The following is a 26,069-nucleotide window of genomic DNA, read 5'->3' on the forward strand; positions in this document are numbered from 1 at the left end:
CGTACGTCATCAGTCGATGATGAAGCCGAAATCGCCGGGCGTGCCCGCGATCGGATCGACGCGGCGCGCGATGCCATAGAGGCGGTTCATGCGGCCGAGCAGCGCCGTCTGGGCGTCGGACGCCGGCGCGAAGCCGTCGTCGGGCCGGGACAGTTCCTTCTGAGCCACCGCGCGCACCACATAGGGGGTCACGATCACCATCAGCTCGGTCTCGTTGTTGACGAAGTCCTGGCTGCGGAACAGCGCGCCGATGATCGGCACCTGGTCGACGCCGGGCAGGCCGTTGATCGCCTGTTTGGTCTGCTGCTGGATCAGGCCGGCCATCGCCATCGAACCGCCCGAGGGAATTTCCAGCGTCGTTTCGGCGCGGCGGGTCTGGATCGAGGGGATGGTGATCGAGTTGGTCGAGCTCGAGGACAGCGCCTGGGTGACCGTGATGGCGCTCTGGTTCGACAGCTCGGACACCTCGGTCATGACGCGCAGGCTGATCCGTCCCTCGCTCAGTACGACCGGGGTGAAGTTCAGGGAGATGCCGAACTTCTTGTAGGTGATCTGGGTGGTACAAACGTGGGTGACGGGATCGCACGCATAGCCCGACGGAATGGGGAATTCGCCGCCGGCGATGAAGGTGGCGGATTCGCCGGAGATCGCGGTCAGGCTCGGCTCGGCGAGCGTGCGCATGACGCCCGCGCTTTCCATCGCGCGCATCGTGGCGCTGACGGTCGCGAAGCCCTTGGTGAGGCCGGCGACACCTAATCCGTTGTTGCTGACGATCGGTCCGCCGCTGACCGAGAACGGGTTGGAATTGTTGAAGTTCACCACCGCGGTGCCGGCGTTCAGGCTGGCACTGAGATCGACGCCCAACTGCTTGACGATATCGCGGCGCACTTCGCCGACGACGACCTTGAGCATCACCTGGTCGCGGCCGCGCACGACGATGTTGTTGACCACCTTCTCGGAGCCGCCGACCAGTTTGGCGGCGACGTCGCCGGCCTGCTGGGCCTCGACCGGGCTCGACACCGAGCCGGTGAGCATCACGCTGTCGCCGACGCCCTCGATCTGCACGCCCGGCAGCGACTGACGCAGCGCCGTGCGCATGCCGTTGAGATCGCGCTTCACCGCGATGTCGTAGGCGGCCACCTGCTGGCCGTCGGCGGCGAAGAACACGACGTTGGTCTGGCCGACCTGTCCGCCGATGATATAGGCGCGTTGGGCCGAGCGGATCACCGCATTGGCAATCTTGGGATCGGCGACCAGCACGTCCTTGACGTCGCGCGGCAGGTCGATCACGGCGGACTTGCCGACGCCGAGCGACAGGAAGCGCGTCTTCGCCGGTGCGATCGTCCCGACTGGCGACACATCGAGATCCGCTGCCTGCATGGGCGCCTGGTCGCCGACCGGCGCATCCGCGGCGCTGACGACATCGGGGGCTGCGAGCAGCCCCAGGATCAGCATCGTCCCCGTCCAGACCGAGCGCGCGCGATTCCCCCGAATGCGCATGCCCGTCCGATCATCCCCAAAGTTCATCATATCCCCATCACTTCTGTGACGTCAGTTGCCGCGCCTGTACGCCGTAGCGGATCACGTTGACCCCGCCGGTCCGCTTGCTCGCCTGGTCCTCGGGCGTGCTGTCGAGCGAGTTGGCATCGACGATGCTGCGCAGCGCGAGTGTCAGCGTGCCGCCCTGGCGCGCTGCCGATAGCGTGGCGACCTGGTCGGGCTTGAGTTCGAGCGTGACGGTCCTGCCGACGACGGCGTTCTGGCCGTCCTTTTCCTTCGGCGCCTGGTCGATCGCGAGCACGCGGATATTGGTCAGGATCGCCTCGGACAGGATGAGGTCGTTACCGGCGGCCCCGTCGGGATTCTTCAGGCGGCGGGTCAGCACGATGTCGACGCGGTCATTCGGCAGGATGAAGCCGCCGGCGGCAGTCTCGGCTGAAATCTCGGTGGAGACGGCGCGCATGCCCGACGGCAGGATCGCGGCCATGAAGCCGGAGCCGTCGGCCTTGACCAGCTTCTGCTCGCGGATCGGCTCGCCCTGCATCAGCGGTACGCGCGCGATCGAGCCTGCGATCTGGATCTGCGCCTCGGGCCTGTTGTCGCGGCGGATGAAGGCGCTGCTCGCGGTCGCCGCCGGCCAGACCTGCCATTGCAGGTCCTCGGGCTTTACGGCTTGACCGAGCTGGATGTCGTTCTTGGCGACCAGGACCTCGACCGTCGGCAGCTTTTCGGCGACGGGGAGAACGGGTGCGGGCTTGTTGTCATAGCCGCTCGCCAGATACGCAGCGACGCCGCCGGCGCCCAGCGCGATGACGAGAACGACAATGCGTGCGGTGTTCATACGCTTCTACTCTTACGCGGGGCACTCGAACCGCACCTGGCGGGTTCCCCGTGTCGATGAGTAGGCAGTAAAAGTATAAGCGGTGTTGCGAGGCCGAATGCGATCGACGGCCGCGCTGTGGTCTTTCGGCAGATGGTGAACGTCGCGTTAGCCGGTCGGCCACTGGCCCCGTAGTTTCACGCAGTCGCAGCCCGTGCGTTCGAATGATGCGCGCCGCGTCATGGTGAATGCGTGGTTAGTGATGGGTGAGGTGATGCCGCGAATGCATCACGTAGCCCGGATGGAGCGCAGCGCAATCCGGGGCCGTTGAATGTGGCGTGGGATCCCGGATTTCGCTGCGCTCCATCCGGGCTACGAGCTACGGGCCGATGCCTACTTCGCCCGCTTCTGCTCGATCACGTCCCAGAGCTTTGCGGCAACGTCCGGTCCGCCGAGCCGCGCGATGGCGCGGATGCCGGTCGGCGAGGTCACGTTGATCTCGGTGAGGTTGCCATTGATGACGTCGATGCCGACGAACAACAGCCCGCGCTCGCGCAGCGCCGGGCCGACGGTGGCGCAGATCTCGCGCTCGCGCGGCGTGAGCTCGGTCTCCTGCGCCGCGCCGCCGCGCACCATGTTGGAGCGGAGGTCGTCGGCGGCCGGCACGCGATTCACCGCGCCGGCGAACTCGCCGTTGATCAGGATGATGCGCTTGTCGCCGTGCTTCACCTCGGGGATGAACTGCTGGATCACCCAGGCTTCCTTGAATGTCACCGAGAACATGTCGAACAGCGAGCCGAAATTCATGTCCTGCGGCATCACGCGGAACACCGCCGCGCCGCCATGGCCGTGCAGCGGCTTCATGACGACGGCGCCGTGCTTGTCGCGAAACGCGTTGATCTCGTCGAGGTCGCGCGAGATCAGCGTCGGCGGCATCAGCTGCGGGAAGTTCATCACGAACAGCTTTTCCGGCGCGTTGCGCACCGAGGCGGGGTCGTTGACGACGAGTGTCTTCGGATGGATGCGTTCGAGCAGGTGCGTCGAGGTGATGTAGGCGAGGTCGAACGGCGGATCCTGGCGCAGCAGCACCACGTCGAAGCCGTTGAGCGCCTCGCGCCTGGGTTCGCCCAGGGTGAAATGATCGCCGGGCTCGTCGCGCACGGTGAGCAGCTGAACCGGAGCGACGATCTCTTCGCCGACCATCGAGAGCTTGTCGGGCGTGTAATAGGACAGGCCGTGGCCGCGCTTCTGCGCCTCCAGGAGCAGCGCAAAGGTGGAATCGCCCTTGATGTTGATGCGGGCGATGGGGTCCATCTGGACGGCGACGTTCAGTTTCATGGTCTGCCTTTCAGGTCGAGGCGTCGAATGCCGCCAACACATGGCGTGGAAGTGACCGCGGCGCAATCAGCATGGCGTCGAACCGCATTTCGAATTCCGCATGCTCGGGATGCGCGACGAGCCAGCCTTGCGCGGCGTCGATGATGCGCTGCTGTTGGCGCGGCGTCAGGGCGAAGGCGGCATCGTCCAGCGTCGCGCGCGCCTTGACCTCGACGAAGGCGATCAAATTGCGGCGGCGGGCCACGATGTCGATCTCGCCATGCGGCGTGCGGAAGCGCTTGGCGAGGATGCGGTAGCCCTTGGCCATGAGATAGGCCGCGGCGCGGCTTTCCGCGGAGATGCCGGTGCGGAACGCGGCGACCCGCTCCGGCGAGGCGATTTTCGGTTCCGCCGGGGCCTCATTCTTCGCCATCGCCGCCCCGCAGATCTTTGGCAAGCTCAAGCGCGCGGGCATAGACCTCGCGGCGCGGCCGGCCCGAGAGCGCGACCGCATGCGCCACCGCATCCTTGACGCTGTTCGCGGCGAGCTGCTCGCGCAGGACGTCGTCGAGCGCATTCGATGTCAGCATCTCGGCATCGGCCGCAGGCGGAGCGATCACCAGCACGAATTCGCCGCGCGTCTCCAGCGTGTCGGCATCGCGCGCGAGCTCACGCAGCGTCGCGCGCGAAATCTGCTCGTGCAGTTTCGTCAGCTCGCGGCAGATCGCGGCTTCGCGGGTCCCCATGATCTCTGCGAGCTCGGCGAGCGTGTCCTGCACGCGATTGCCGGAGTCGAACATCACGAGCGTCGCATCGATGCGCGCAAGCTCGGTCAGGCGCGACCGCCGCGCGGCCGATTTCGCCGGCAGAAAGCCTTCGAAGAAGAAGCGGTCGGTCGGCAGCGCTGCGACCGACAGCGCCGCCAGCACCGAGGACGGGCCGGGCAGCGCGTAGACGGCGTGGCCGGCGGCGCAGACCTCGCGCACCAGCTTGTAGCCGGGGTCCGAGATCAGCGGCGTGCCGGCGTCCGACACCAGCGCGATCGAGCCGCCCTGCGAAAGCCGCTCCAGGATTTTTGGACGGGCCGCTTCCGCATTGTGCTCGTGATATTGCTTGAGCTGCGCGGAGATGTCGTAGCGCTCGGTCAGACGCCGCGTAATGCGGGTGTCCTCGCAGGCGATGACATCGACCCCGGCGAGGGTTTGCAGCGCTCGCAGCGTGATGTCACCGAGATTGCCGATGGGGGTCGCGACCAAATGCAGGCCCGGCGCGGCCTTCGGCGCCGCAAGCCGATGGGCGTCGATGGAGAAACCGCGCGAGGCGGGCTCCGTAGTCTCAGGCATATTTATCGGGGACGGCTTTGCGCGCATAATCAGACGAACTTAGGCATGATCCCCGGGACTGGGAACCGGTCCCCGGAAAAAGATCGTGCCTGGGCGAGGCAAGGGGCGAGGAGGGACTGGAATGTGATCCATTCGGCATCACATTCCCCAGGGAATGAAGCGTCAGCGCCATATTCGCGGCGGAAACGCCGCCTTGATGCTGGGTGACGGACGGCGGACAGCTAGCCAGAACTTGAGAGGAAGCCGCGTTAAGCGGGCATTATCCTTTTGTTTGAGTTAACTATTTGCCGACAATATGCCTGAATCCATGGCCGGTGTCGTGGAAAGAATGTCGTGACCGGCTGGCGACGGTCGGTCAGAAGAGAAACTGTCATGACGGGCCCACGTGATCCCAGATCCTCCTTTCCGGAGGAATCTCCCGTTCAGGGCCCCCTGATGTCAGGGGCGACCCGGCGAAGCGCGCTCGGCCTGTTGCTCGGCACGCCGCTGCTGTCGGCCTGCGCCGGCGTGCAGCAGAGCCTCAGCCAGTTCTCCAATCCGTTCAGCAGTTCCTCGCCGCCTCCGGCCCAACCGGCCGGCCCGCCGCAGCAGGCGACGACTGCCGGCACCGGCGGGGTGAAGGTTGCCGTGATCCTGCCGCTCTCGGCATCCGGCAATGCCGGCCTCGCCGCGCAGTCGATGCGCAATGCCGCCGAGATGGCGCTGGCCGAGTTCCAGAATCCCAACATTCAGCTCCTGATCAAGGACGACAATGGCAGCCCGCAGGGCGCGCAGGCGAGTGCGCAGCAGGCGGTCGACGAGGGCGCCGAGATCATCCTGGGGCCGCTGTTCGCGCAGTCGGTGCCTGCGGTGGCGCAGATCGCGCGCACGCGCGGCATCCCGGTGATGGCGTTCTCGACCGATTCCAGCATCGCCGGCCGCGGTGTCTATCTGCTGAGCTTCCTGCCGGAGTCCGACGTCAACCGCATCGTCGAATATTCCGGCAGCATCGGGAAGCGCTCCGTCGCCGTGCTCGTGCCCGACAATGCTTATGGCAACGTGGTCGAGGCCGCGGTGAAGGCGGCGGTGCCGCGCCGCGGCGGGCGCATCGTCGCGTTCGAGAAATACGGCGCCGATCGCGCCACGCCGGCCCGGACCGTGGCGCAGCAGCTCGGCAGCGCCGATGCGCTGTTCATCGCCGATGATGGCGATGCCGTCGTCTCGGTCGCCGATGCGATGAGCGCGGCGGGTGCGAATCTACGCAATATCCAGCTGCTCGGCACCGGCCTGTGGGACAGTCCGCGCGTCTATGCCAGCCCAAGCTTGCAAGGTGGCCTCTACGCCGCGCCCGATCCGGCCGGCTTCCGCGCCTTCTCCGGCCGCTATCGCACCAAATACGGCGCCGAGCCCGTGCGCACCGCAACGCTCGCCTATGACGCCGTCGCCCTGGTCGCCGCGCTCGCGCGCACGCAGGGCACCACGCGCTTCTCGTCCGACGTGCTCACCAATCCTTCCGGATTCGCCGGCATCGACGGCCTGTTCCGCTTCCGCGCCGACGGCACCAACGAGCGGGGCTTGGCGGTGATGAAGGTGACGACGGGCGGCGGTGTCGCGGTCGCGGGTTCGCCGAAGAGCTTTGGGGCTTGATCACTTCGTAGCCCGGATGGAGCGGAGCGCAATCCGGGTTCTGTCCGCGTGGCGAGACCGTCCCGGATTGCGCTGCGCTCCATCCGGGCTACGAGATCTCGCTACGCCGCGAGATCCGCGACCACCGCGTCCAGCACCGGAAAACCGCTGCTGGTCACGCGCAGGCGTCCGGTTGCATCCACCGTGATCGCGCCTTCTTCGCGCAGCAGCGTGATGCGCTTGGGATCGAGCGAGCGGCCTGACAGCGCGCGGTAGCGCTCGGGATCGATGCCCTCGGCAAGGCGCAACCCCATCAGCAAAAATTCGTCGGCGCGTTCTTCGCTGTTGAGGAGATCGTCGGTGACGACGCCGTGCCCGTTGGTCTCGACCCGCATCAGCCAGGCTTCGGGACGCTTCTCGGTCGCGGTGGCGTGCCTGATTCCGTCGATGTCGAGCCGGCCATGGGCACCGGGGCCGATGCCGGCATATTCCTCGCCGCGCCAGTAGACCAGATTGTGCCGGCACTCGGCGCCGCGCCGCGCGTGATTGGAAATCTCGTAGGCGGGCAGGCCGAGCCTGTCGCAGGTCTCCTGCGTGACGTCGTAGAGCGCGCGTGCGACCGCTTCATCCGGCGTCTTCAGCTTGCCGGCCTGATGCAGGCCGAAGAACGGCGTGCCTTCTTCGATCGTCAATTGATAAAGCGACAGATGTTCGGCCGCCTCGCCGATCGCGAGACGCAATTCATCGGCCCACATCGCCGGCGTCTGGTCGGGACGGGCGTAGATCAGGTCGAACGAATAACGGTCGAACGAGCGGCGCGCGATGGCGACGGCATCGAGGGCCTCGCGCGCGCTGTGCATGCGGCCGAGCGCCTTCAGCGAGGCATCGTCGAGCGCCTGCACGCCGAGCGAGACGCGATTGACGCCGGCGGCGCGATAGCCGGCAAAGCGCGTGGCTTCGACGCTGGTCGGGTTTGCCTCCAGCGTGACTTCGACGTCTTTCGCCACGGTCCAGTGCTTGCCGATGGCGTCGAGCACAGCGCCGACGGTTGCAGGCTGCATGAGCGAGGGTGTGCCGCCGCCGAGAAAGATCGAGGTGACTTCGCGGCCGGGCGCGCGCTCGGCGGTCGCAGCGATCTCGCGCGCGAATGCCGACGCAAAGCGCGGCTCGTCGATTGCGGCGTGCCGGACATGGCTGTTGAAGTCGCAATAGGGGCACTTCGACAGGCAGAACGGCCAGTGCACGTAGACGCCGAAGGCTTCGGATTCTTGTTTTGACGCGTTTTCCTGGCGCGAACCGGTATCCAATTCGCTCGAAAACGCTCTAGCGCGGCTCAAGGCAGATCTCCGCCAGTTTCACGAAGGCGCGGGCACGGTGCGACAGGCCGAGACCGAGCGGCGGCAGGCCGTGCTTCTCGATGCTCTCCATCTCGCCGAAGGTGCGGCTGTGGCCGTCGGGCAAAAACATCGGGTCGTAGCCGAAGCCGGCGGTGCCGCGCGGCGGCCACACCAGCGTGCCGTCGACGCGTGCCTCGACCTCTTCGACATGATCGTCGGGCCATGCAACGCAGAGCGCGGAAACGAAATGCGCCTTGCGCTTGGCGGGCGTGGTCGCGCCACGCTCCTGCAACAGCCGTTCGATCTGCGCGATCGCTGCGGCAAAATCCTTGTTCGGGCCGGCCCAGCGCGCCGAGTAGATGCCGGGCGCGCCGTCGAGCGCGTCGACCACGATGCCGGAATCGTCGGCGAAAGACGGCAGCTTCGTCGCCTGCGCTGCCGCGATCGCCTTGATCGCGGCGTTGCTGCGGAAATCGTTTCCGGTCTCTTCCGGCTCCGGAAGGCCTAATTCGCCGGCCGAGACCGCATCGATGCCGTAAGGCGCGAGCAGCTCCTTCATCTCGGCGAGCTTGCCGGGATTATGGGTCGCGATGACGAGCTTTCCGGTGATTCGGCGATGCATCAGCTTATTGACTACGCTACCGCCAGTTTCTGCAAGTCCACCAGACGCGCCACGCCCTTGCGCGCCAGCGCCATCAACGCCAGGAACTCGGCTTCCGTGAACGGCTCGCGTTCCGCGGTGCCCTGGACTTCGATGATGCGGCCATCACCCGTCATGACGAAGTTGGCGTCGGTATCGGCCTCGGAATCCTCGGCATAGTCGAGGTCGAGCACGGGCGTGCCCTTGTAGATGCCGCAGGAGATCGCGGCGACGTTGTCGCGCAACACATTGGCTTTGACCATGTTGCGCGCCTTCATCCAGGTGATGCAATCGGCGAGGGCGACCCAGGCGCCGGTGATGGAGGCCGTGCGGGTGCCGCCGTCGGCCTGGAGCACGTCGCAATCGACCGTGATCTGGCGCTCACCGAGCGCTTCAAGATTGATGATGGTGCGAAGCGAGCGGCCGATCAGGCGCTGGATTTCGACGGTGCGGCCGCTCTGCTTTCCGGCGGAGGCCTCGCGGCGGGTGCGTTCCGACGTCGCGCGCGGCAGCATGCCGTATTCGGCGGTGACCCAGCCACGGCCCTGGCCCTTGAGCCATGGCGGCAGGCGGTCTTCCAGCGTGGCGGTGACCAGCACGTGGGTGTCGCCGAATTTCACCAGGCACGAGCCTTCCGCATATTTGACCACGCCGCGCTCCAGCGTCACGGGGCGCAATTCGTCGGGCGCACGGCGGCTTGGCCGCATGGGAAATCCTCCAAAACTCTCGGAAAAGGGCTGTTGGCGGTGCTTGTAGGGGGGGTGAGGGTGGGCGGCAAGGGGGAAGATCGAAGCCTTATTCACCCCCAATTTTCAATCCGCGAACGCCACGCTTGTCAGAAGCCCCAGGGATAGACAAATTACCTGTATCTGAGAGGAGTTACGGTCTGTGGCCCATCACGATCCGATCCATCTGATCGCGCCGCGCGCGGGCCTTGCCCAGCTCAACGAGCGTTCCCGCGACATCTTTCGTCAAATCGTCGAAAGCTATCTCGCGACCGGGGAGCCGGTGGGCTCGCGCAATATTTCGCGCCTGATCGCCATGCCGCTGTCGCCCGCTTCAGTCCGCAACGTCATGGCCGACCTGGAACAGCTCGGCCTGATCTACGCCCCGCACACCTCCGCCGGCCGGCTGCCGACGGAACTCGGCCTGCGCTTCTTCGTCGATGCCCTGATGCAGGTCGGCGACCTCAATGACAGTGAACGGCAGGCGATCCAGAGCCAGTTGACCTCCGTGGGCCACGCGCAATCGGTCGAGGCTGCGCTCGAAGAGGCATTGACGCGGCTTTCCGGCCTGACCCGTGCGGCCGCCGTCGTGCTGACGCCGAAATCCAATGCGCGGTTGAAACATATCGAATTCGTCCGCCTGGAACCGGAAAAGGCATTGGTGATCCTGGTCGGCGAGGACGGGCAGGTCGAAAACCGCGTCTTGGCGCTGCCACCGGGAGTTCCATCCTCGGCGTTGACCGAAGCCGGCAACTTCCTCAATGCGCGGATCCGGGGCCGGACCCTGGCCGAGGCGCGGCTGGAGCTCGAGACCGCGCTCGGAGAGGCGCGCACCGAGCTCGATCAGCTGACACATAAGGTGATCTCGGCCGGGATTGCCAGCTGGTCCGGCGGTGAGAACGAGGACCGGCAGCTCATCGTCCGCGGCCACGCCAATCTGCTCGAGGATTTGCATGCGCTGGAAGATCTCGAGCGCGTTCGCCTGCTATTCGACGATCTCGAGACCAAGCGCGGGGTGATCGACCTGCTCGGGCGGGCCGAGACCGCGGAAGGCGTGCGGATCTTCATCGGCAGTGAGAACAAGCTGTTCTCGCTGTCGGGCTCGTCCACCATCATCTCGCCCTATCGGGACGCTGCCGGCCATATCGTCGGCGTTTTGGGCGTGATCGGGCCGACGCGGCTGAATTATGCCCGCGTGATCCCGACCGTGGACTACGCTGCCCGCATCGTCAGCCGGCTCCTGGGGGGCTGACCGGCGTCTCCCGCGATCACGGGCGCTTGATTTTCGGCGCCCGAAGCACGATATGCGGGCCAGAAACCCCTGAGATGAATGCGAAAAGAGAGCCGATGACCGATCGAGACCGGCAACCCGAAGACACGAGTGCTGCGGCCGGCGAGCCCGTGGTGTCAAAACCCTACATCATGCCCGACGATCCCGAGCCCGGCTCGGTCGAGCTCCTGCAGAAGGAAGTCGCCGAGGCGCGCGACCGCATGCTGCGGACGCTGGCCGAGATGGAGAATCTGCGCAAGCGCACCGCCAAGGAGGTCGCGGACTCCAAGCTCTACGGCGTCACGGGCTTTGCCCGCGACGTGCTCGACATCGCCGACAACCTCCAGCGCGCGCTCGATGCCGTTCCGGCTGAAGCCCGTGCGGCGGCCGATGCAGGCCTCGCCTCGCTGATCGAGGGCGTCGAGCTGACCGAGCGCTCGCTGCTCAGCGCGCTGGAAAAACACGGCGTGAAGAAGTTCGATCCCCTGGGCCAGAAGTTCGATCCGAACTTCCAGCAGGCGATGTTCGAGGTGCCCGATGCGTCGGTGCCCGCGGGCACCGTCGTGCAGGTCATGCAGGCCGGCTACACCATCGGCGAGCGCGTGCTGCGTCCCGCCTTGGTCGGTGTCGCCAAGGGCGGCGCCAAGGCCGCGCCCGCCAACAGCAACGAGCCGAACGGCGCAGCGAACTGATCGATCCTCATGGTGAGGAGGCGCGTCAGCGCCGTCTCGAACCATGCAGGCCGAACTGCTGCAGCGGGGCCTTTATCCTTCGAGACGCGCGCGAAAATGCGCGCTCCTCAGGATGAGAGTCTTGCAGTTTTTTGACCGGGCCTACGCGCTCGCCGCGATATCGGCAGACTGAATCCGCTTCACGCCGGCCTTGGCCATATCGGCCCAGGCTTTTGCGAGCGAGCCTTGATTGTCGATGCCGCGGCAGGCGTCTTCCACCACATAGACCTCGAAGCCCGCCTTGCGCGCGTCGAGCGCGGTCCAGGCCACGCAGAAATCCGTCGCCAGCCCCGCGACGAAGACGCGCTTGATCTTGCGCCCCTTCAGATAGCCGGCAAGGCCGGTCGAGGTCTTGCCGTCGGCTTCGAGGAAGGCCGAATAGCTGTCGACGTCCTTGTGAAAACCCTTGCGGATGATGAGCTCGGCGTGCGGGATCGCAAGGTCTTTCGACAGCGCGGCGCCATCGGTGCCCTGCACGCAATGGTCGGGCCACAGCACCTGCTTGCCGTAGGGAAGATCGATAGTCTCGAACGGCTTCTTGCCGGCGTGGACCGACGCAAAGGAAACATGGCCTTGCGTGTGCCAGTCTTGCGTCATCACCACGTTCGAAAACGCTTTCGAGATCTTGTTGATGACGGGCACCACCTGCTCGCCTTCCTTCACGGCAAGGCTGCCGCCGGGAAGGAAGCAATTCTGCACGTCGATCACGAGCAGCGCGGATGCATCGTCCGGCTTGATCGATGTGGCCGCCAGAATCGCGGTTGGCGCGAGCGCCACGAGCGCGCTCGTCCCGAGCGCCGCCAAGACTTGTCGCCGATCCAGCATCATTCGCCTCCCTCCAGGATGAACTCAACGGAAGGGGAGCCTAGTTCCGTTCGTATACGAACAGAAGCCCGAAAATGCAGCCGGCTTTGGTGAGTGGTTGGGCTGCTGACCGGATGAATGTCGGACTAGCCTTTCGGCTGGATGCCGTCGCGGACTGCGCGGAAGCGGGTGAAGGCGGCCGGCCATTGCTCGCGCGGGGCGCTGGCGATGATGCGCAGCGAGGCGCCGCCGCTGCTGAAGCGGATCCACTGCACGACGGTCACCGGCGTCTTGTCCTTGCCGCTGACGCCGTCGATCCGGGTCTCGAAACCCTGCTGGCCGCTGATGCGGATCGGCTCGGACATGGTGACGCGCGACTCGCGCACGCCGGGAATCTGGAGCGCCGCCTCCTGGGCGAAGCGGGCGCGGTCGTCGGCGGCTTGCGGGGTGGCGCCAATCACGCCGAGGATGATGAACGGCTTCGATTCATAGCCGGAGCTCTCGTCGCCGTCGGCCAGGATGATGCTCGAGCCCGGCGCCAGCGTGCGAACGTCCTTGAAGTCGGCGAGATCGGTGATCTTGAACGGCATCAGCGCGATCTGCTCTTCGGCCGAGACCTGCTTGCGGGTGACGACGCTCGCAAACATCTGCCGCACCGCCTCGTCGGTGTAGATCTTGCTCGCATTCTCCGGAATCTGCACCGCGACATAGCCGGAGAAGCCGGCCCCCGGCACGATCATCGAATAGCGTCGAACCGGGGTTTCGCCGGCCTTGCCGCTCTCGGTGGTGAAATAGGCAAGACCCGCGAGCGTCTCGATCTTGTCCTGCTTGACGCCGTTGGCTCCGGCCGGATTGGAGTTGAAGGCGCTCACGACCTCGCCATAGGCCGCCGGCGGCAGTTCTGTGATCAGCACCTTGACGTTGCCGTCCTCGCTCTCGAAGCCGGGAAAGGTCTTGGCCGTGTTGAGACCGACCAATGGCACCATGCCGAGGCGCAAGCCGGGTGGGAAAACGGCGTCGGCAGCCAGAGCCGGAAGCGCAGAGGCAACGAGGAGGGCGAGCGCAGCAAGGGGGCGGATCAGCTTCATGGGCACTCTGATTGGTTCACATTGAGGCCGTTCGATGGTGGCCAGCCTGCCGCTTTGTCGCGCGAGGCAGCCCGATGACGAGCCCGGCCGGCCGCCCGCCTTTTAGCGGGTTTGGACTTGCCGCAACAGGCCGGGGCGGAATGCGGTAGCGGATGCCGGCCGATCGCGGCACCTGTTAATAATTCCTCACCTGCAAGGGCGGTGCAGCCCGGATATGTTCTTCCAAAACCCAATGTTTTCACGGCCGAAACTTGCGTTCGGTCCTTGCGGGCACCTCCCCCCCTCCTATATGACCCCCAACCATCGCAATATCGCGAATGTTTGATCTTAGGGGGTTTCGGTTCGGGTGCCTTCTGGGCCCAGCCAGCCTGCCGCAAAAACAAGGATACAGGACCATGGGAAAGGTCATCGGGATCGACCTCGGCACCACGAATTCGTGCGTCGCCGTAATGGATGGCAAGAACGCCAAAGTCATCGAGAATTCCGAAGGCATGCGCACGACGCCTTCGATCGTCGCCGTGACGGACGACGGTGAGCGCCTCGTCGGCCAGCCGGCCAAGCGTCAGGCCGTCACCAATCCCGAGCGCACGTTCTTCGCAGTGAAGCGCCTGATCGGCCGCCGCTACGACGACCCGATGGTCGAGAAGGACAAGAAGCTCGTTCCGTACAAGATCGTGAAGGCTTCCAACGGCGACGCCTGGGTCGAGGCCGACGGCCAGACCTACTCGCCCTCGCAGGTCTCGGCGTTCATCTTGCAGAAGATGAAGGAGACCGCGGAAGCCCATCTGGGCCAGAAGGTCGACCAGGCCGTCATCACCGTGCCCGCCTACTTCAACGACGCCCAGCGCCAGGCGACCAAGGACGCCGGCAAGATCGCGGGCCTTGAAGTGCTGCGCATCATCAACGAGCCGACCGCGGCCGCGCTCGCCTATGGCCTCGACAAGACCAAGACCGGCACGATCGCCGTGTACGATCTCGGCGGCGGCACGTTCGATATCTCGATTCTCGAAATCGGCGACGGCGTGTTCGAGGTGAAGTCGACCAACGGCGACACCTTCCTCGGCGGCGAAGACTTCGACATGCGCCTGGTCGGCTATCTGGCCGACGAATTCCAGAAGGAGCAGGGCATCAACCTGCGCAACGACAAGCTTGCGTTGCAGCGCCTGAAGGAGGCTGCTGAAAAGGCCAAGATCGAGCTGTCGTCGACGACGCAGACCGAGATCAACCTGCCCTTCATCACCGCGGACCAGACCGGCCCGAAGCATCTGACGATGAAGCTCACCCGCGCCAAGTTCGAGGCGCTGGTCGATGACCTCGTCCAGAAGACCGTCGAGCCCTGCCGCAAGGCGCTGAAGGATGCCGGCCTCACCGCCGCCGAGATTGGCGAAGTGGTGCTGGTCGGCGGCATGTCGCGCATGCCGAAGGTCCAGGAAGTCGTGAAGCAGCTGTTCGGCAAGGAGCCGCACAAGGGCGTCAACCCGGACGAAGTCGTGGCGATCGGCGCCGCGATCCAGGCCGGCGTGCTTCAGGGCGACGTCAAGGACGTGCTGCTGCTCGACGTGACCCCGCTGTCGCTGGGCATCGAGACGCTGGGCGGCGTGTTCACCCGCATCATCGACCGCAACACCACGATCCCGACCAAGAAGAGCCAGGTGTTCTCGACCGCCGAGGACAGCCAGAACGCGGTCACCATCCGCGTCTTCCAGGGCGAGCGTGAAATGGCGGCCGACAACAAGATGCTCGGTCAGTTCGACCTGATGGGCATTCCGCCGGCCCCGCGCGGCATGCCGCAGATCGAGGTGACCTTCGACATCGACGCCAACGGCATCGTCAACGTCTCGGCCAAGGACAAGGCTACGTCCAAGGAGCAGCAGATCCGCATCCAGGCCTCCGGCGGTCTGTCGGAAGCCGACATCGAGAAGATGGTCAAGGACGCCGAGGCCAATGCCGAGGCGGACAAGAAGCGCCGCGAGGCCGTGACTGCCAAGAACGACGCGGATGGACTGGTGCATTCGACCGAGAAGGCACTGGCCGAGCACGGTTCGAAGGTCGCGGAGACCGAGCGCCGCGCGATCGAGGATGCCGTCAGCGACCTCAAGGAAGCGCTGAAGGGCGACGATGCCGAAGCCATCAAGGCCAAGACCCAAACGCTGGCCCAGGCGTCGATGAAGCTCGGCGAGGCCATGTACAAGCAGCAGGCCGAGGCCGACGCCAAGAAGGATGCGGCCAAGGACGACGTCGTCGACGCGGAGTTCACCGAAGTCGACGACGACAAGAACAACAAGAAGTCCGCCTGAAGCCCGCGAGGGTGATGATGCGGACGGCTTGGACCCCACACGCGCCAACGGCCTCCTCCCTCGCGGGGGAGGCCATCGTGTCGGGCACGACGGGGCAAGAGTCTTTGAAAGTCGGCTCTGTTAAAGTCGGCTCTGTTAAAGTCGGCCTCGTTACGATCGATCAATTCCCAGCCGTTATTCTGAATGCTGCCGTGCAATCCTCTGCCGCGAGGCGGAAGGCTGCCTATATCGTTGCATGGCGACGTTGCTTCGCTCCGACTTGAATCGCGATCGGATAGACCGAGCTCATCATGTCCACGTCCACCAAGCGCTGCTATTACGAAACCCTCGAAGTCGAACGCGATGCCGACGATTCCGTCCTGAAATCGTCGTTCCGCAAGCTGGCGATGAAGTTTCACCCCGACCGCAATCCCGGGGACGACACCAGCGAAGTCAAATTCAAGGAAATCAACGAGGCCTACGAGGTCCTGAAAGACAAGGACAAGCGCGCCGCCTATGACCGTTACGGCCATGCCGCCTTCGAGCAGGGCGGCGGCGGTGGCGGCCCCGGTTTCGGCGCGGGCTTCGCCTCCTCTTTTTCCGACATTTTCGAAGATCTGTTCGGCATGGCCGGACAGCGCGGCGGCCGTGGCGGCCGCGAGCGCGGCGCCGACCTGCGCTACAACATGGAAATCACGCTCGAGGAAGCTTTTGGCGGCAAGACCGCGCAGATCGAGATCCCGGTCTCGGTCACCTGCGAAGCCTGTTCGGGCATCGGGGCCAAGGCCGGCACCAAGCCGAAGACCTGCTCGACCTGCGGCGGCGCCGGACGCGTACGGCAGTCGCAGGGCTTCTTCACGCTGGAGCGCACCTGCCCGGGCTGCCAAGGGCGCGGCCAGATGATCGAGGACGCCTGCCCGTCCTGCTCGGGTCAGGGGCGTGTCACCCGCGAGCGGAATCTGTCGGTCAACATTCCCCCTGGAGTCGAGGACGGCACCAGGATCAGGCTCGCCGGTGAGGGCGAGGCCGGGGTCCGCGGCGGCCCGCCCGGCGACCTCTACATCTTCCTGTCGCTGGCCCAGCACCAGTTCTTCCAGCGCGACGGCGCCGATCTGCATTGTCGTGTGCCGATCTCGATGGTGACGGCGGCGCTTGGCGGCGAGTTCGAGGTGCCGACCATCGAGAAGGGCAAGACCAAGGTGAAGGTCCCCGCGGGGACCCAGTCCAGCCGCCGATTCCGCATCGCATCAAAAGGCATGCCGGTGCTGCGCTCGCGCCAGATGGGCGACATGTATGTTCAGGTCGTGGTCGAGACCCCGCAAAATCTCACCAAGAAGCAGCAGGAATTGCTGGCCGAGTTCGAAAAACTCTCCTCCGGCAACACCCAGCCGGAATCCGAGGGTTTCTTCACCAAGGTCAAGGATTTCTTCGGTAATCGGGCAAGTTGACGCGTCTTGACCGTGCCGCCTTCGGCCTATACGTCTTTATGACCATTTTCTGACACGCCGCGGTCACGCGGTCCCGGCCGGTCCCGACATGCCATTGCCATCGTCCGCGCGTGCGTTGAAGAAGCCCCGTCTCGATGACGAGGTGCGTTTTCTCCGGTCATGGATTGAAAAGCCCCTCCACATGGGCGCGGTGATGCCGTCGGGCAAGCTGCTCGCCCGGACCATGGCCCATTACGTCGACGTCAATTCGGACGCACCGGTGGTCGAGCTCGGGCCCGGCACCGGCGCCATCACCTCGGCCCTGGTCGAGCGTGGCGTCGACCAGAAACGTCTCGTCCTCGTCGAATACAATCCTGGCTTCTGCGCCCTGCTGCGCGATCGCTACCCGCAGGCCAAGGTGGTGCAGGGCGATGCCTATCGCCTGCGCGACACGCTCTGGAACGTGCTGAGCGCGCCGGCCTCCGCGGTCGTCTCCGGCCTGCCGCTGGTCACAAAACCGATGCTGACGCGGCTGCGGCTCATCCGCGACGCCTTCACGGCGCTGGCGCCCGGTGCGCCCTTCGTCCAGTTCACCTATGCGGTGGTGCCGCCGATTCCGAAATCGCTGCCCGGCGTGTCCACAGAGGCCTCGGAACGGATCTGGATGAACCTTCCGCCGGCCCGCGTCTGGGTGTATCGCAAGGACTAAATCCGCCGGCATTCCTGTTTGCGTGGCGGGCTCGTTTCGCCGAACGCATGGAAGCGGATGTCCGCACCGAAAATCCTGATCATTCCCGGCTCACTGCGTACCGGCTCGCACAATGCGAAGCTGGCAGCGGTCGCCGCCTATGCATTCGACCAGGCCGGCGTCGATGTCACCCGCATCTCGCTCGCCGATTTTCCGCTGCCGATCTATGACGGCGACCTGCAGGCCAAGTCCGGTGTGCCCAAGCACGCGATCAATCTCAAGCGCATGATCGGCGCGCATCACGGCGTGCTGATCGTCTCGCCCGAATACAACGCCTCGGTGCCGCCGCTGCTGAAGAACGCGATCGACTGGGTCAGTCGCGTGCATGAGCTGCACGAGCCGCGCGGCGAGGTGTTCCGCAACCGCGTCTTCGCGCTCGCCGGCGCCTCGCAGAGCCGGCTTGGCGCGGCTCGCGCGCTGCAGGCGTTGCGGCTGATCCTGACCTCCTGCCACGCCAATGTGATTGCCAGCCAGCTGACGCTCGCCTTTGCCGACCAGGCCTATGACGATATGGACAGGCTGAAGCACGAGGGCGATATCGCCGCGTTGAAGGAACTGGTGCGGCAGTTGATCGACATTTCCCAACGCATGATGTGAGGTGACATGACGCCAGCCGAGATTGCCCCGAAAGACCGCCTGATCGTCGCGCTCGATCTGCCCGGCGTTGATGCCGCAGAAGCGATGGTCAACCGGCTCGGCGACAGCGTCACCTTCTACAAGATCGGCTATCGGCTGGCTTATGCCGGCGGCTTGCCGCTGGTCGGCAAGCTCGCCGACAAGGGCAAGAAGGTCTTTCTCGATCTCAAGCTGCACGACATCGGCAACACCGTGGCGCAGGGCGTCGACAGCATCACAAGGCTCGGCGCGACCTTCCTCACGGTGCACGCTTATCCGCAGACCATGAAGGGTGCCGTCGAAGGTCGCGGCAGCTCGAATCTGAAGATCCTCGCCGTCACTGTTCTGACGTCCTACAACGAGGACGATCTGCACGCGGCAGGCTTCCGGCTCGGCGTCTCCGAGCTCGTCGAAGCGCGCGCGCAGCAGGCGCAGGTGCTCGGCATCGACGGGCTGGTATCGTCGCCCGAGGAAGTCGGAGCCTTGCGCAAGATCGTCGGCCACCAGATGAGCCTCGTCACCCCCGGCATCCGGCCGGCGGGCGCGGCGAGCGGCGACCAGAAGCGCATCATGACGCCGGGCCGCGCGATTGCGGCCGGCGCGGATTATCTCGTCGTCGGTCGGCCGGTGGTGGAAGCCACGGACCCCAAGGCGATCGCCGAGGCCATCCAGGCTGAGATCGCGCAAGTGCTTGGCTAATCAACAACACAGGGAGAAGAACAATGGCAAAAGGCTACTGGATCGGACGTGTCGACGTGAGCAGTGACGAGGGCTACAAGCCCTATGCCGTCGCCAATGGTCCGATCTTCAAGAAATGGGGTGGCCGCTTCATCGTCCGCGCCGGCAAGTTCACCACCGTCGAAGGTGCCAGCCGCACCCGCAACGTCGTGATCGAATTCCCGGACTACGAGACCGCGATCGCCTGCTACAACTCGCCGGAATACCAGGCCAACATCAAGGTGCGCCAGCCGCACTCCGTCGCCGACCTCATCATCATCGAGGGCTATGACGGCCCGCAGCCGTCAGACGGCTGAGGCGCGCTCAGCTCCGTCATGGCCGGGCCTGACCCGGCCATCCACGTCTTCACGCTCATATGCGTGGCCGTTCGAGGATGCCCGAGACAAGCCCGGGCATGACGGTGGCGTCTGCCCCTCGGTTGCCGGAACTGCCTCCCCCCGCTACAACGACCGTGAGAGGATCGCACCATGTCCGACATGCGCTTGATTGTTGCTGGAGCCGGCGGCCGGATGGGCCGGGCGCTGACGCGGGCGATTGCCGAGAGCAAAGGCGCGGTGCTGGCCGGCGCGCTGGAGGCGCCGGGATCGGAGCTGCTCGGCAAGGATGCCGGCGTGCTCGCAGGCCTGCCGGCCAATGGCGTCAAACTCTCCGGCGATCTCTGGGCGTTGTCGAAGGACGCCGACGGCATTCTGGATTTCACCGTACCCGCGGCGACCCTCGCCAATGTCGCGATCGCCGCCGAACGCGGCCTGGTGCACGTGGTCGGAACGACCGGCCTGTCGGGCTCCGACAACGCCGTGATCAAGAGCGTCATCAACCGCGCCGTCGTGGTGCAGTCCGGCAATATGAGCCTGGGTGTCAATCTGCTCGCCGCACTGGTCAAGCGCGTCGCCAAGGCGCTCGACGAGAGCTTCGACATCGAGATCGTCGAAACCCATCACCGCATGAAGATCGACGCGCCCTCGGGCACGGCACTGATGCTGGGCCAGGCGGCAGCTAGCGGCCGTGGCATCGCGCTCGACGAGCATGCAGACCGCGGTCGCGATGGCATCACTGGCGCGCGCAAGCCCGGCGACATCGGCTTTGCGTCGCTGCGCGGCGGCACCGCGGCCGGCGATCACAGCGTGAGCTTCCTCGGCGCGTTCGAGCGGCTGACGCTGTCGCATCACGCGGAGGATCGCATGCTGTTCGCCCACGGCGCGCTGAAGGCCGCACTCTGGGCGCATGGCAAGAAGCCGGGGCACTACTCCATGGCCGACGTGCTCGGCCTGTCTGACATTTGAACGAAACGGAAAGCAGTCAATGAGCGAACGTCTTCTCGTGCTGGTGCGGCACGGTCAGAGCGAATGGAATCTGAAGAACCTGTTCACGGGCTGGAAGGACCCTGACCTCACCGAGCTCGGCGTGAAGGAAGCCTCGGAAGCCGGCCGCAAGCTGAAGGCGCAAGGCCTCGTGTTCGACGTCGCCTACACCTCGGTGTTGACGCGCGCACAGCACACGCTCGACCTCATTCTCGGCGAGCTCGACCAGAAGGGCCTGCCGACGACGAAGAACCTCGCGCTGAACGAGCGCGACTATGGCGATCTCTCCGGCCTCAACAAGGACGACGCCCGCAAGAAATGGGGCGAAGACCAGGTGCTGATCTGGCGCCGCTCCTACGACGTGCCGCCGCCCGGCGGCGAAAGCCTGAAGGATACGCTGGCGCGCGCACTGCCGTATTACGTGCAGGAGATCCTGCCCGGCGTGCTCAACGGCAAGCGCACGCTGGTCGCCGCCCATGGCAACTCCCTGCGCGCGCTGATCATGGTGCTGGAAAAGCTCTCGCCCGAAGGCATTTTGAAGCGCGAGCTCGCCACCGGCGTGCCGATCATCTACCGCCTCAATTCGGATTCGACGGTGGCCTCGAAGCTGGATCTGGCGGGCTGAGCGATCGCGCAATTCGTAGGGTGGGTTAGCGGAGCGTAACCCACCACTTTAATTTCCGCGGGGACGGAAGAGGTGGGTTACGCCTTCGGCTAACCCCCCTACGGCAGCTCGTCTACTGCATCCCCAGCTGCCCGGCCTCCCAGCCCAGCATCGCCTGCTTGCGGGTGATGCCCCAGTGGTAGCCGGTGAGCGTGCCGCTCTTGCCGAGCGCGCGGTGGCAGGGCACGACGAACGACACCGGGTTCTTGCCGACGGCGGCGCCGACGGCGCGTGAGGCTTTCGGGCTGTTGATGTTGCAGGCGATGTCCGAATAGGACACCGCGCGGCCCATCGGGATCTTCAGCAGCGTCTCCCACACTCGCACCTCGAAATCGGTGCCGATCATCACCACGCGCAGCGGCTGGTCCGGCCGCCACAGTTTCGTGTCGAAGATGCGCTGCGCCAGCGGTGCGGTGCCTTCGTGATCCTCGACATATGTTGCGTTCCGCCACCGCCGTGTCATGTCGGCAAGCGCCACCTGTTCCTCACCGGGATCGGCGAAAGCGAGTCCCGACAACCCGCGATCGGTCGCGATCACGATCGCGGTGCCGAACGGCGAGTGATGGAAGCCGTAGCGCAGGATCAGCCCCGCGCCGCCGTTCTTCCACTCGCCCGGTGACATCGCCTCATGCGTGACGAAGAGATCATGCAGCCGGCCCGGACCCGAAAGCCCGGAGTCGAGCGCGGCGTCGAGGATGCTCGCGGAATCCCGCAGCAGGCCCTTGGCGTGATCGAGCGTGAGCGCCTGCATGAAGGCCTTCGGCGTGATCGAGGCCCAGCGGCGGAACAAATGGTGCAGCTCGTCCGGCGTGACGCCGGCCGCATCCGCCATCGCCTCGATGGTCGGCTGTGCGCGCCAGTTTTCCGAAATGAAGGCGATCGCCCGGCGCACGGAATCATAGTCGCGCGACGCGGCGTTCTGGGAGCCCGGCCCGGCCAGGCGCTGGTCATGTATCGCGAGTGTCATCATGATTGGAAATGTAGGAGAGGGCAGGCTTCGAAACCACCCGATTTCCGATCCGCGGTCAGGTGACCGGATTGTAGGTCGGCCCGCGCCGGGCAGCATTTAATGCCTCAACCAAACCTTTGTAAAAACTTGCCTTTTCGTCCGGTCCCAGGAAGCGAGCGATCTGGATCTGGTGACCTCGCGAAATCAGATAGAGGTGCTCGATGCCAAAATCCTCGTCGATTTCCATGTCGAGACGGACCCAGAGCGGGTTGAAGGTCCACTCGACCACCTGGCCGTGCTGGCTGACGCGCCGCACGCGCAATTCAGATGGCGTGACCACGATCTCCTCGCTGGCCCGCGCCGCGCGGAAATTGGCTTTGAAGGCCCACCAGATCACCAGCACGTCCAGCCCGAAGAAGCCGAACACCGGCCACGCCCCCATCATCAGGAAGACGAGGCCGGTGACGAAGCTGACGACGCTCAGGAACAGCATCACGGCGAGGAAGCCGGTGCGGTTCAGCGAGCGGTGCGGCGTCAGGCGCGCGGAAAAGATCTGAGGCTCAGCCTCGCTTCCGGATCGTTCGCGCTCAATTTCGTTGCCTGTGCTCATCGTCCCTCAGTATATCCCGATCATGGCGAAAATCACCCGCAAGCCGGTCCCGCGTAAAACGTCCGTGCCGAAGAAAAAGGCAAAGCCGGTCGCGGCCAAACCGAAGGGACCCGCGAAGAAATCGCTTAAGGCCATGAAGCCCTGGACGCCGCCCGAGGTCCACGAAGCCTTCAGCCGTTTCCGCAAGGCCAACCCGGAGCCGAAAGGCGAGCTCGAGCACGTCAATCCCTTTACGCTGCTGGTCGCCGTGGTGCTGTCGGCGCAGGCGACCGATGCTGGGGTCAATAAGGCGACGCGTGCGTTGTTTGCGATCGCCGACACGCCCCAGAAGATGCTCGACCTCGGCGAGGAACGCCTGCGCGAGTACATCAAGACCATCGGCCTCTACCGCACCAAAGCGAAGAACGTGATCGCGCTGTCGGCGAAGCTGCTCAGCGAGTTCGGCGGCGAGGTGCCGCGCACGCGCGCGGGGCTCGAGTCGTTGCCCGGCGCCGGTCGCAAGACCGCTAACGTCGTGCTCAACATGGCCTTCGGCGAGCACACCATGGCGGTCGACACGCATGTCTTCCGCGTCGGCAACCGGACCGGACTTGCGCCCGGCAAGACGCCGCTGGAGGTCGAGCTCGGTCTCGAAAAGGTGATCCCGGCCGAGTTCATGCTGCATGCCCATCATTGGCTGATCCTGCATGGCCGCTATACTTGCATCGCGCGCAAGCCGCGCTGCGAGGTATGCCTGATCAACGATCTCTGCCGGTGGCCGGAAAAGACGGTCTGAAAATAGCGTTCGGGAAAGTGGTTTGGAGTCTATCGTGAGTCAGCAGGAACAAACCCCGTCCTCGCCACCTGCTGCCTCACCGGCGCCGCCACCGAAGCCCTCGCAGCGACCGCCGAGCTCCCTGTGGAGCCGGCTCGCGATTCCGCTGTTCGCGGTGATCGTCGCGCTCGGCTTCGTCGCGCTGGCAACGCAGCGCTTCGACGAATGGGTCGGCAATTCGGTGGTCCAGACCACCAACGACGCCTATGTGCGCGCCGAGCTGACGCGGCTTGCCAGTCGGGTCTCCGGCGAAGTGCTGACCGTCGGCGTCACCGACTTCCAGCGCGTCAAGGCCGGCGATCTCCTGATCCAGATCGATCCTGCCGACTATGAGGCGCAAGTCGCGCAGTCCGAAGCGGCGGTCGCCGCCGCGCAAGCCGTGCTCGACAATCTGGCCAACCAGATCGAGCTGCAATATGCGACGATCGCGCAGGCGCAAGCCGCGCGGCTCTCGGCCGAAGCCCTGGAGGTCGAGGCGCGGCAGGAGCAGGAGCGCCAGCAATCGCTGACGCAGACCGAATCCGGCACGCGGCAGCGCTTCGAACAGGCGGTCGCAGGCTATGCCAAGGCGCAGGCCGACGTGCGTGCGAGCCGCGCCGTGATCGCGGCCCAGCAGCACCAGCTCGAAGTCCTGCAAGGCACCAGGAAGCAGCGCGCCGCTGATCTCGAAGCGACCAAGGCCACACTGGCGAGTGCCAAGCTCAAGCTCGGCTACACGAAGATATCGGCGCCATTCGACGGCGTCGTCGGCGAGCGGCAGGTGCAGCCCGGCGACTACGTCAACATCGGCACCAACCTCATCAACGTCGTGCCGTTGCCGAAGGTCTATGTGATCGCGAACTACAAGGAGACCCAGCTTACGCACGTTGCGCCGGGCCAGCCGGTCGAGATCACCGTCGACAGCTTCCCGCGCGAGAAGTTGCGCGGCCGGGTCGAGCGCATTGCGCCTGCGACCGGCGCGCAGGTCGCGCTGTTGCCGCCGGACAACGCAACCGGCAACTTCACCAAGGTCGTGCAGCGCATTCCCGTGCGCATCCAGTTCGACGACAACCAGCCGCTGCTGACGCGGCTGGTGCCGGGCATGTCGGTCGTCACCAGCATCGACACCAAGGCCGGCAATGGCGGAAAATGACGATTCCAGCCGCGGACCGCTCTCGCGCGGCGGCGTCGCCCCGCAACCCTTGTTTGCGGTGGCGGCGGTGCTGCTCGGCTCGTTCCTCGCCAATTTCGACAGCCGGCTGACCACGATTGGCCTGCCGGATCTGCGCGGCGCGTTCTCGCTCTCGTTCGACGAGGGCGCCTGGCTCTCCACGGCAGGCATCGGCTCGCAGATCTTCATCGCGCCCGCAGTGGCCTGGCTTGCCACCGTATTCGGCCTGCGCCGCGTGCTCGGCATCCCCAGCCTCGTCTATGCCGCGGTCTCGCTGATCATCCCGTTCGTGCACGACTATCCGACATTGCTCGCGCTCAGCGTCGTGCATGGCCTCTTGCTCGGCACCTTCGTGCCGGCGACGCTGATGATCGTGTTCCGCAATTTGCCGATCCGCTGGTGGCTCCCGGCGATCTCGATCTATTCGATCCGCGTCGGCTTCGCGCTTGATACCTCGAGCTCGCTGGTCGGCTTCTATGTCGACTATCTCGGCTGGCAATGGCTGTACTGGCAGAGCGTCGTGATCGCGCCCCTGATGGGCCTGATGGTTTATTGGGGCACGCCGAACGAGCCGGTGAATCGCGCTTTGCTGCGCGAGGCTGATTGGGGCGGCATGCTGCTGCTCGGCGCCGGCGTCTCGATGATCTATGCCGGGCTCGACCAGGGCAACCGGTTGGACTGGCTGGGGTCGGGAACGGTGATGGCGTTGATCACTGCCGGCGCGGTGCTGGTCGCAGGCTTCCTCGTCAACGAGTCACTGGTGCGGCAGCCCTGGGCGCATGTGAACGTCTTGTTCTCGCGCAATATCGGCCTGGGGTTGGTCCTGATCCTGCTCTACACACTGACCAGCCTGTCCAACGCCTCGCTGGTGCCGAACTTCCTCGCCACCATCGCCCTGCTCAGGCCGGAACAGAGTGGCTTGCTGCTGCTTACCTACGGCGCCTTGCCGATGTTCGTGCTGGTGCCCCTTTCGATCTGGCTGCTGCGGCATTTCGATACGCGGACGGTTGTGGTCGTGGGATTTGCCTGCTTCGCCGCCGCCAATCTGTGGGGCACGCAGCTCAGCCATGATTGGGCGCGCGAGGATTTCGCGGGCATCGTGCTGCTCCAGGCGATCGGGCAGTCGCTGACCTTGCTGCCGCTGATCATCACGCTGCTGTCCAATTCCGATCCGAGCCGCGCCACCTCATTCGCCGCCTATATCCAGATCATGCGGCTCGGTGGCGCCGAGATTGGCGTGGCGTTGATGGGGACGTGGTTGCGCGTCCGCGAGCAGATCCATTCCTTCTATCTCGGCCAGAATCTCGGCGTCGGTGACGTCGACGTGGTCCGCATGCTGAAACAGCTCGCCGACCATTTTGCGGCCCATGGTGCGGGCTCGGCCCAGGCACGCGCGGTCGGTACGCTCGCGGGCTTGGTCCAGCGCGAGGCCAATGTGCTCGCCTATATCGACGGCTTCTGGCTGTGCTTCTGGGTGGCGATGGCCGCGCTCGGCGTCGTCGCGCTGGTCACCCGTGCCCCGCCCGGCCCGTTCACGCCAGCGCCGTTCGGCTTCGCCAGGATGCTGTTGCGCAGATGCGGGCTGTCGGTGAGGTAG

26 protein-coding genes are annotated in these 26,069 nt (G+C 65.4%); 14 read left to right on the forward strand and 12 right to left on the reverse strand.

Translation table 11 applies throughout. From position 1 onward, the window contains the following. Positions 1–9: 9 nt before the first annotated feature. The 5 genes from AC0L3U_RS11775 to rsmI form a co-directional block, all read right to left on the reverse strand. Positions 10–1,527 (reverse strand): type II and III secretion system protein family protein, encoded by a 1,518-nt coding sequence (locus AC0L3U_RS11775; protein WP_456769770.1) that lies wholly within the window; start codon positions 1,525–1,527, stop codon positions 10–12. 10 nt (positions 1,528–1,537) lie between these two features. Next, entirely contained in the window at positions 1,538–2,341 is an 804-nt protein-coding gene (gene cpaB / locus AC0L3U_RS11780) for a Flp pilus assembly protein CpaB (protein WP_456766941.1), read from the reverse strand. Between the two features lie 372 nt (positions 2,342–2,713). Next, entirely contained in the window at positions 2,714–3,658 is a 945-nt protein-coding gene (gshB, locus tag AC0L3U_RS11785) for a glutathione synthase (protein WP_473361858.1), read from the reverse strand. A 10-nt stretch (positions 3,659–3,668) separates the two neighbouring features. Continuing rightward, on the reverse strand, positions 3,669–4,070 hold the full coding sequence (locus AC0L3U_RS11790; RefSeq protein WP_473361859.1) for a YraN family protein: 402 nt from the start codon (positions 4,068–4,070) through the stop codon (positions 3,669–3,671). Next, entirely contained in the window at positions 4,057–5,007 is a 951-nt protein-coding gene (gene rsmI, locus AC0L3U_RS11795; RefSeq protein ID WP_473361860.1) for a 16S rRNA (cytidine(1402)-2'-O)-methyltransferase, read from the reverse strand. Before rsmI ends, AC0L3U_RS11790 begins: the two co-directional genes overlap by 14 nt. A gap of 345 nt (positions 5,008–5,352) precedes the next feature. On the opposite strand from rsmI, the gene AC0L3U_RS11800 reads away from it, so the two are divergent. Further along, entirely contained in the window at positions 5,353–6,606 is a 1,254-nt protein-coding gene (locus AC0L3U_RS11800) for a penicillin-binding protein activator (RefSeq protein ID WP_473361861.1), read from the forward strand. Positions 6,607–6,707: 101 nt separating this feature from the next. On the opposite strand, the gene hemW is transcribed toward AC0L3U_RS11800, so the two are convergent. From hemW to rph, 3 genes are read right to left on the reverse strand one after another with little or no spacing between them, the layout of a single operon-like run. Further along, a complete protein-coding gene (gene hemW / locus AC0L3U_RS11805; RefSeq protein ID WP_473361957.1) occupies positions 6,708–7,892 on the reverse strand; it encodes a radical SAM family heme chaperone HemW in 1,185 nt (394 codons plus the stop codon). Positions 7,893–7,908: 16 nt separating this feature from the next. Then, entirely contained in the window at positions 7,909–8,544 is a 636-nt protein-coding gene (rdgB, locus tag AC0L3U_RS11810; protein ID WP_473361862.1) for an RdgB/HAM1 family non-canonical purine NTP pyrophosphatase, read from the reverse strand. A gap of 11 nt (positions 8,545–8,555) precedes the next feature. Continuing rightward, the gene (rph, locus tag AC0L3U_RS11815; protein ID WP_027514789.1) at positions 8,556–9,269 is read right to left on the reverse strand and encodes a ribonuclease PH; all 714 of its coding nucleotides are present in this window, start codon (positions 9,267–9,269) and stop codon (positions 8,556–8,558) included. A gap of 181 nt (positions 9,270–9,450) precedes the next feature. Here rph and hrcA point away from each other — a divergent pair, with 181 nt between their 5' ends. After that, complete coding sequence (gene hrcA, locus AC0L3U_RS11820) at positions 9,451–10,539, forward strand: heat-inducible transcriptional repressor HrcA (RefSeq protein WP_473361863.1); 1,089 nt, start codon at positions 9,451–9,453, stop codon at positions 10,537–10,539. 95 nt (positions 10,540–10,634) lie between these two features. Beyond that, positions 10,635–11,249 (forward strand): nucleotide exchange factor GrpE, encoded by a 615-nt coding sequence (grpE, locus tag AC0L3U_RS11825; RefSeq protein WP_007598484.1) that lies wholly within the window; start codon positions 10,635–10,637, stop codon positions 11,247–11,249. A 141-nt stretch (positions 11,250–11,390) separates the two neighbouring features. On the opposite strand, the gene pncA is transcribed toward grpE, so the two are convergent. Beyond that, positions 11,391–12,113, reverse strand: coding sequence for a bifunctional nicotinamidase/pyrazinamidase (gene pncA, locus AC0L3U_RS11830; protein ID WP_473361958.1), 723 nt, complete (start codon positions 12,111–12,113; stop codon positions 11,391–11,393). A gap of 125 nt (positions 12,114–12,238) precedes the next feature. Further along, positions 12,239–13,180: a hypothetical protein gene (locus AC0L3U_RS11835; RefSeq protein WP_473361864.1), complete on the reverse strand. Its 942-nt coding sequence runs from the start codon at positions 13,178–13,180 to the stop codon at positions 12,239–12,241. A gap of 395 nt (positions 13,181–13,575) precedes the next feature. Here AC0L3U_RS11835 and dnaK point away from each other — a divergent pair, with 395 nt between their 5' ends. The 8 genes from dnaK to AC0L3U_RS11875 all read left to right on the forward strand — a co-directional run bounded on the left by dnaK (position 13,576) and on the right by AC0L3U_RS11875 (position 20,910). Beyond that, a complete protein-coding gene (gene dnaK / locus AC0L3U_RS11840) occupies positions 13,576–15,477 on the forward strand; it encodes a molecular chaperone DnaK (RefSeq protein WP_027566215.1) in 1,902 nt (633 codons plus the stop codon). Positions 15,478–15,767: 290 nt separating this feature from the next. Continuing rightward, positions 15,768–16,904 (forward strand): molecular chaperone DnaJ, encoded by a 1,137-nt coding sequence (gene dnaJ, locus AC0L3U_RS11845; RefSeq protein ID WP_456766948.1) that lies wholly within the window; start codon positions 15,768–15,770, stop codon positions 16,902–16,904. A gap of 88 nt (positions 16,905–16,992) precedes the next feature. After that, positions 16,993–17,592: a class I SAM-dependent methyltransferase gene (locus AC0L3U_RS11850; protein WP_007598495.1), complete on the forward strand. Its 600-nt coding sequence runs from the start codon at positions 16,993–16,995 to the stop codon at positions 17,590–17,592. A gap of 57 nt (positions 17,593–17,649) precedes the next feature. After that, on the forward strand, positions 17,650–18,228 hold the full coding sequence (locus AC0L3U_RS11855; RefSeq protein WP_007604013.1) for an NADPH-dependent FMN reductase: 579 nt from the start codon (positions 17,650–17,652) through the stop codon (positions 18,226–18,228). A 6-nt stretch (positions 18,229–18,234) separates the two neighbouring features. Beyond that, positions 18,235–18,945, forward strand: a complete 711-nt coding sequence (pyrF, locus tag AC0L3U_RS11860; protein ID WP_473361865.1) for an orotidine-5'-phosphate decarboxylase — start codon at positions 18,235–18,237, stop codon at positions 18,943–18,945. 23 nt (positions 18,946–18,968) lie between these two features. After that, positions 18,969–19,280: a DUF1330 domain-containing protein gene (locus tag AC0L3U_RS11865; RefSeq protein WP_473361866.1), complete on the forward strand. Its 312-nt coding sequence runs from the start codon at positions 18,969–18,971 to the stop codon at positions 19,278–19,280. Positions 19,281–19,451: 171 nt separating this feature from the next. Further along, positions 19,452–20,267: a 4-hydroxy-tetrahydrodipicolinate reductase gene (gene dapB, locus AC0L3U_RS11870; RefSeq protein WP_473361867.1), complete on the forward strand. Its 816-nt coding sequence runs from the start codon at positions 19,452–19,454 to the stop codon at positions 20,265–20,267. A gap of 19 nt (positions 20,268–20,286) precedes the next feature. After that, entirely contained in the window at positions 20,287–20,910 is a 624-nt protein-coding gene (locus AC0L3U_RS11875) for a 2,3-bisphosphoglycerate-dependent phosphoglycerate mutase (RefSeq protein WP_473361868.1), read from the forward strand. A gap of 112 nt (positions 20,911–21,022) precedes the next feature. On the opposite strand, the gene AC0L3U_RS11880 is transcribed toward AC0L3U_RS11875, so the two are convergent. Together AC0L3U_RS11880 and AC0L3U_RS11885 are read right to left on the reverse strand one after the other, a co-directional pair. Continuing rightward, on the reverse strand, positions 21,023–21,919 hold the full coding sequence (locus AC0L3U_RS11880) for a methylated-DNA--[protein]-cysteine S-methyltransferase (protein ID WP_473361869.1): 897 nt from the start codon (positions 21,917–21,919) through the stop codon (positions 21,023–21,025). Positions 21,920–21,974: 55 nt separating this feature from the next. Further along, complete coding sequence (locus tag AC0L3U_RS11885; protein WP_456766952.1) at positions 21,975–22,508, reverse strand: DUF2244 domain-containing protein; 534 nt, start codon at positions 22,506–22,508, stop codon at positions 21,975–21,977. Positions 22,509–22,530: 22 nt separating this feature from the next. Here AC0L3U_RS11885 and nth point away from each other — a divergent pair, with 22 nt between their 5' ends. The 3 genes from nth to AC0L3U_RS11900 are packed head-to-tail and all read left to right on the forward strand — an operon-like array spanning position 22,531 to position 26,069. Continuing rightward, positions 22,531–23,283, forward strand: a complete 753-nt coding sequence (gene nth / locus AC0L3U_RS11890) for an endonuclease III (RefSeq protein ID WP_473361870.1) — start codon at positions 22,531–22,533, stop codon at positions 23,281–23,283. Positions 23,284–23,317: 34 nt separating this feature from the next. Then, positions 23,318–24,454 carry an HlyD family secretion protein gene (locus AC0L3U_RS11895; RefSeq protein WP_473361871.1) on the forward strand — a complete coding sequence of 379 codons (1,137 nt, stop codon included), beginning with the start codon at positions 23,318–23,320 and terminating at the stop codon, positions 24,452–24,454. Further along, a complete protein-coding gene (locus tag AC0L3U_RS11900; RefSeq protein ID WP_473361872.1) occupies positions 24,441–26,069 on the forward strand; it encodes an MFS transporter in 1,629 nt (542 codons plus the stop codon). The genes AC0L3U_RS11895 and AC0L3U_RS11900 overlap by 14 nt, the downstream gene beginning before the upstream one ends.

The sequence above is a fragment of the Bradyrhizobium sp. Kon69 genome, assembly GCF_055807515.1.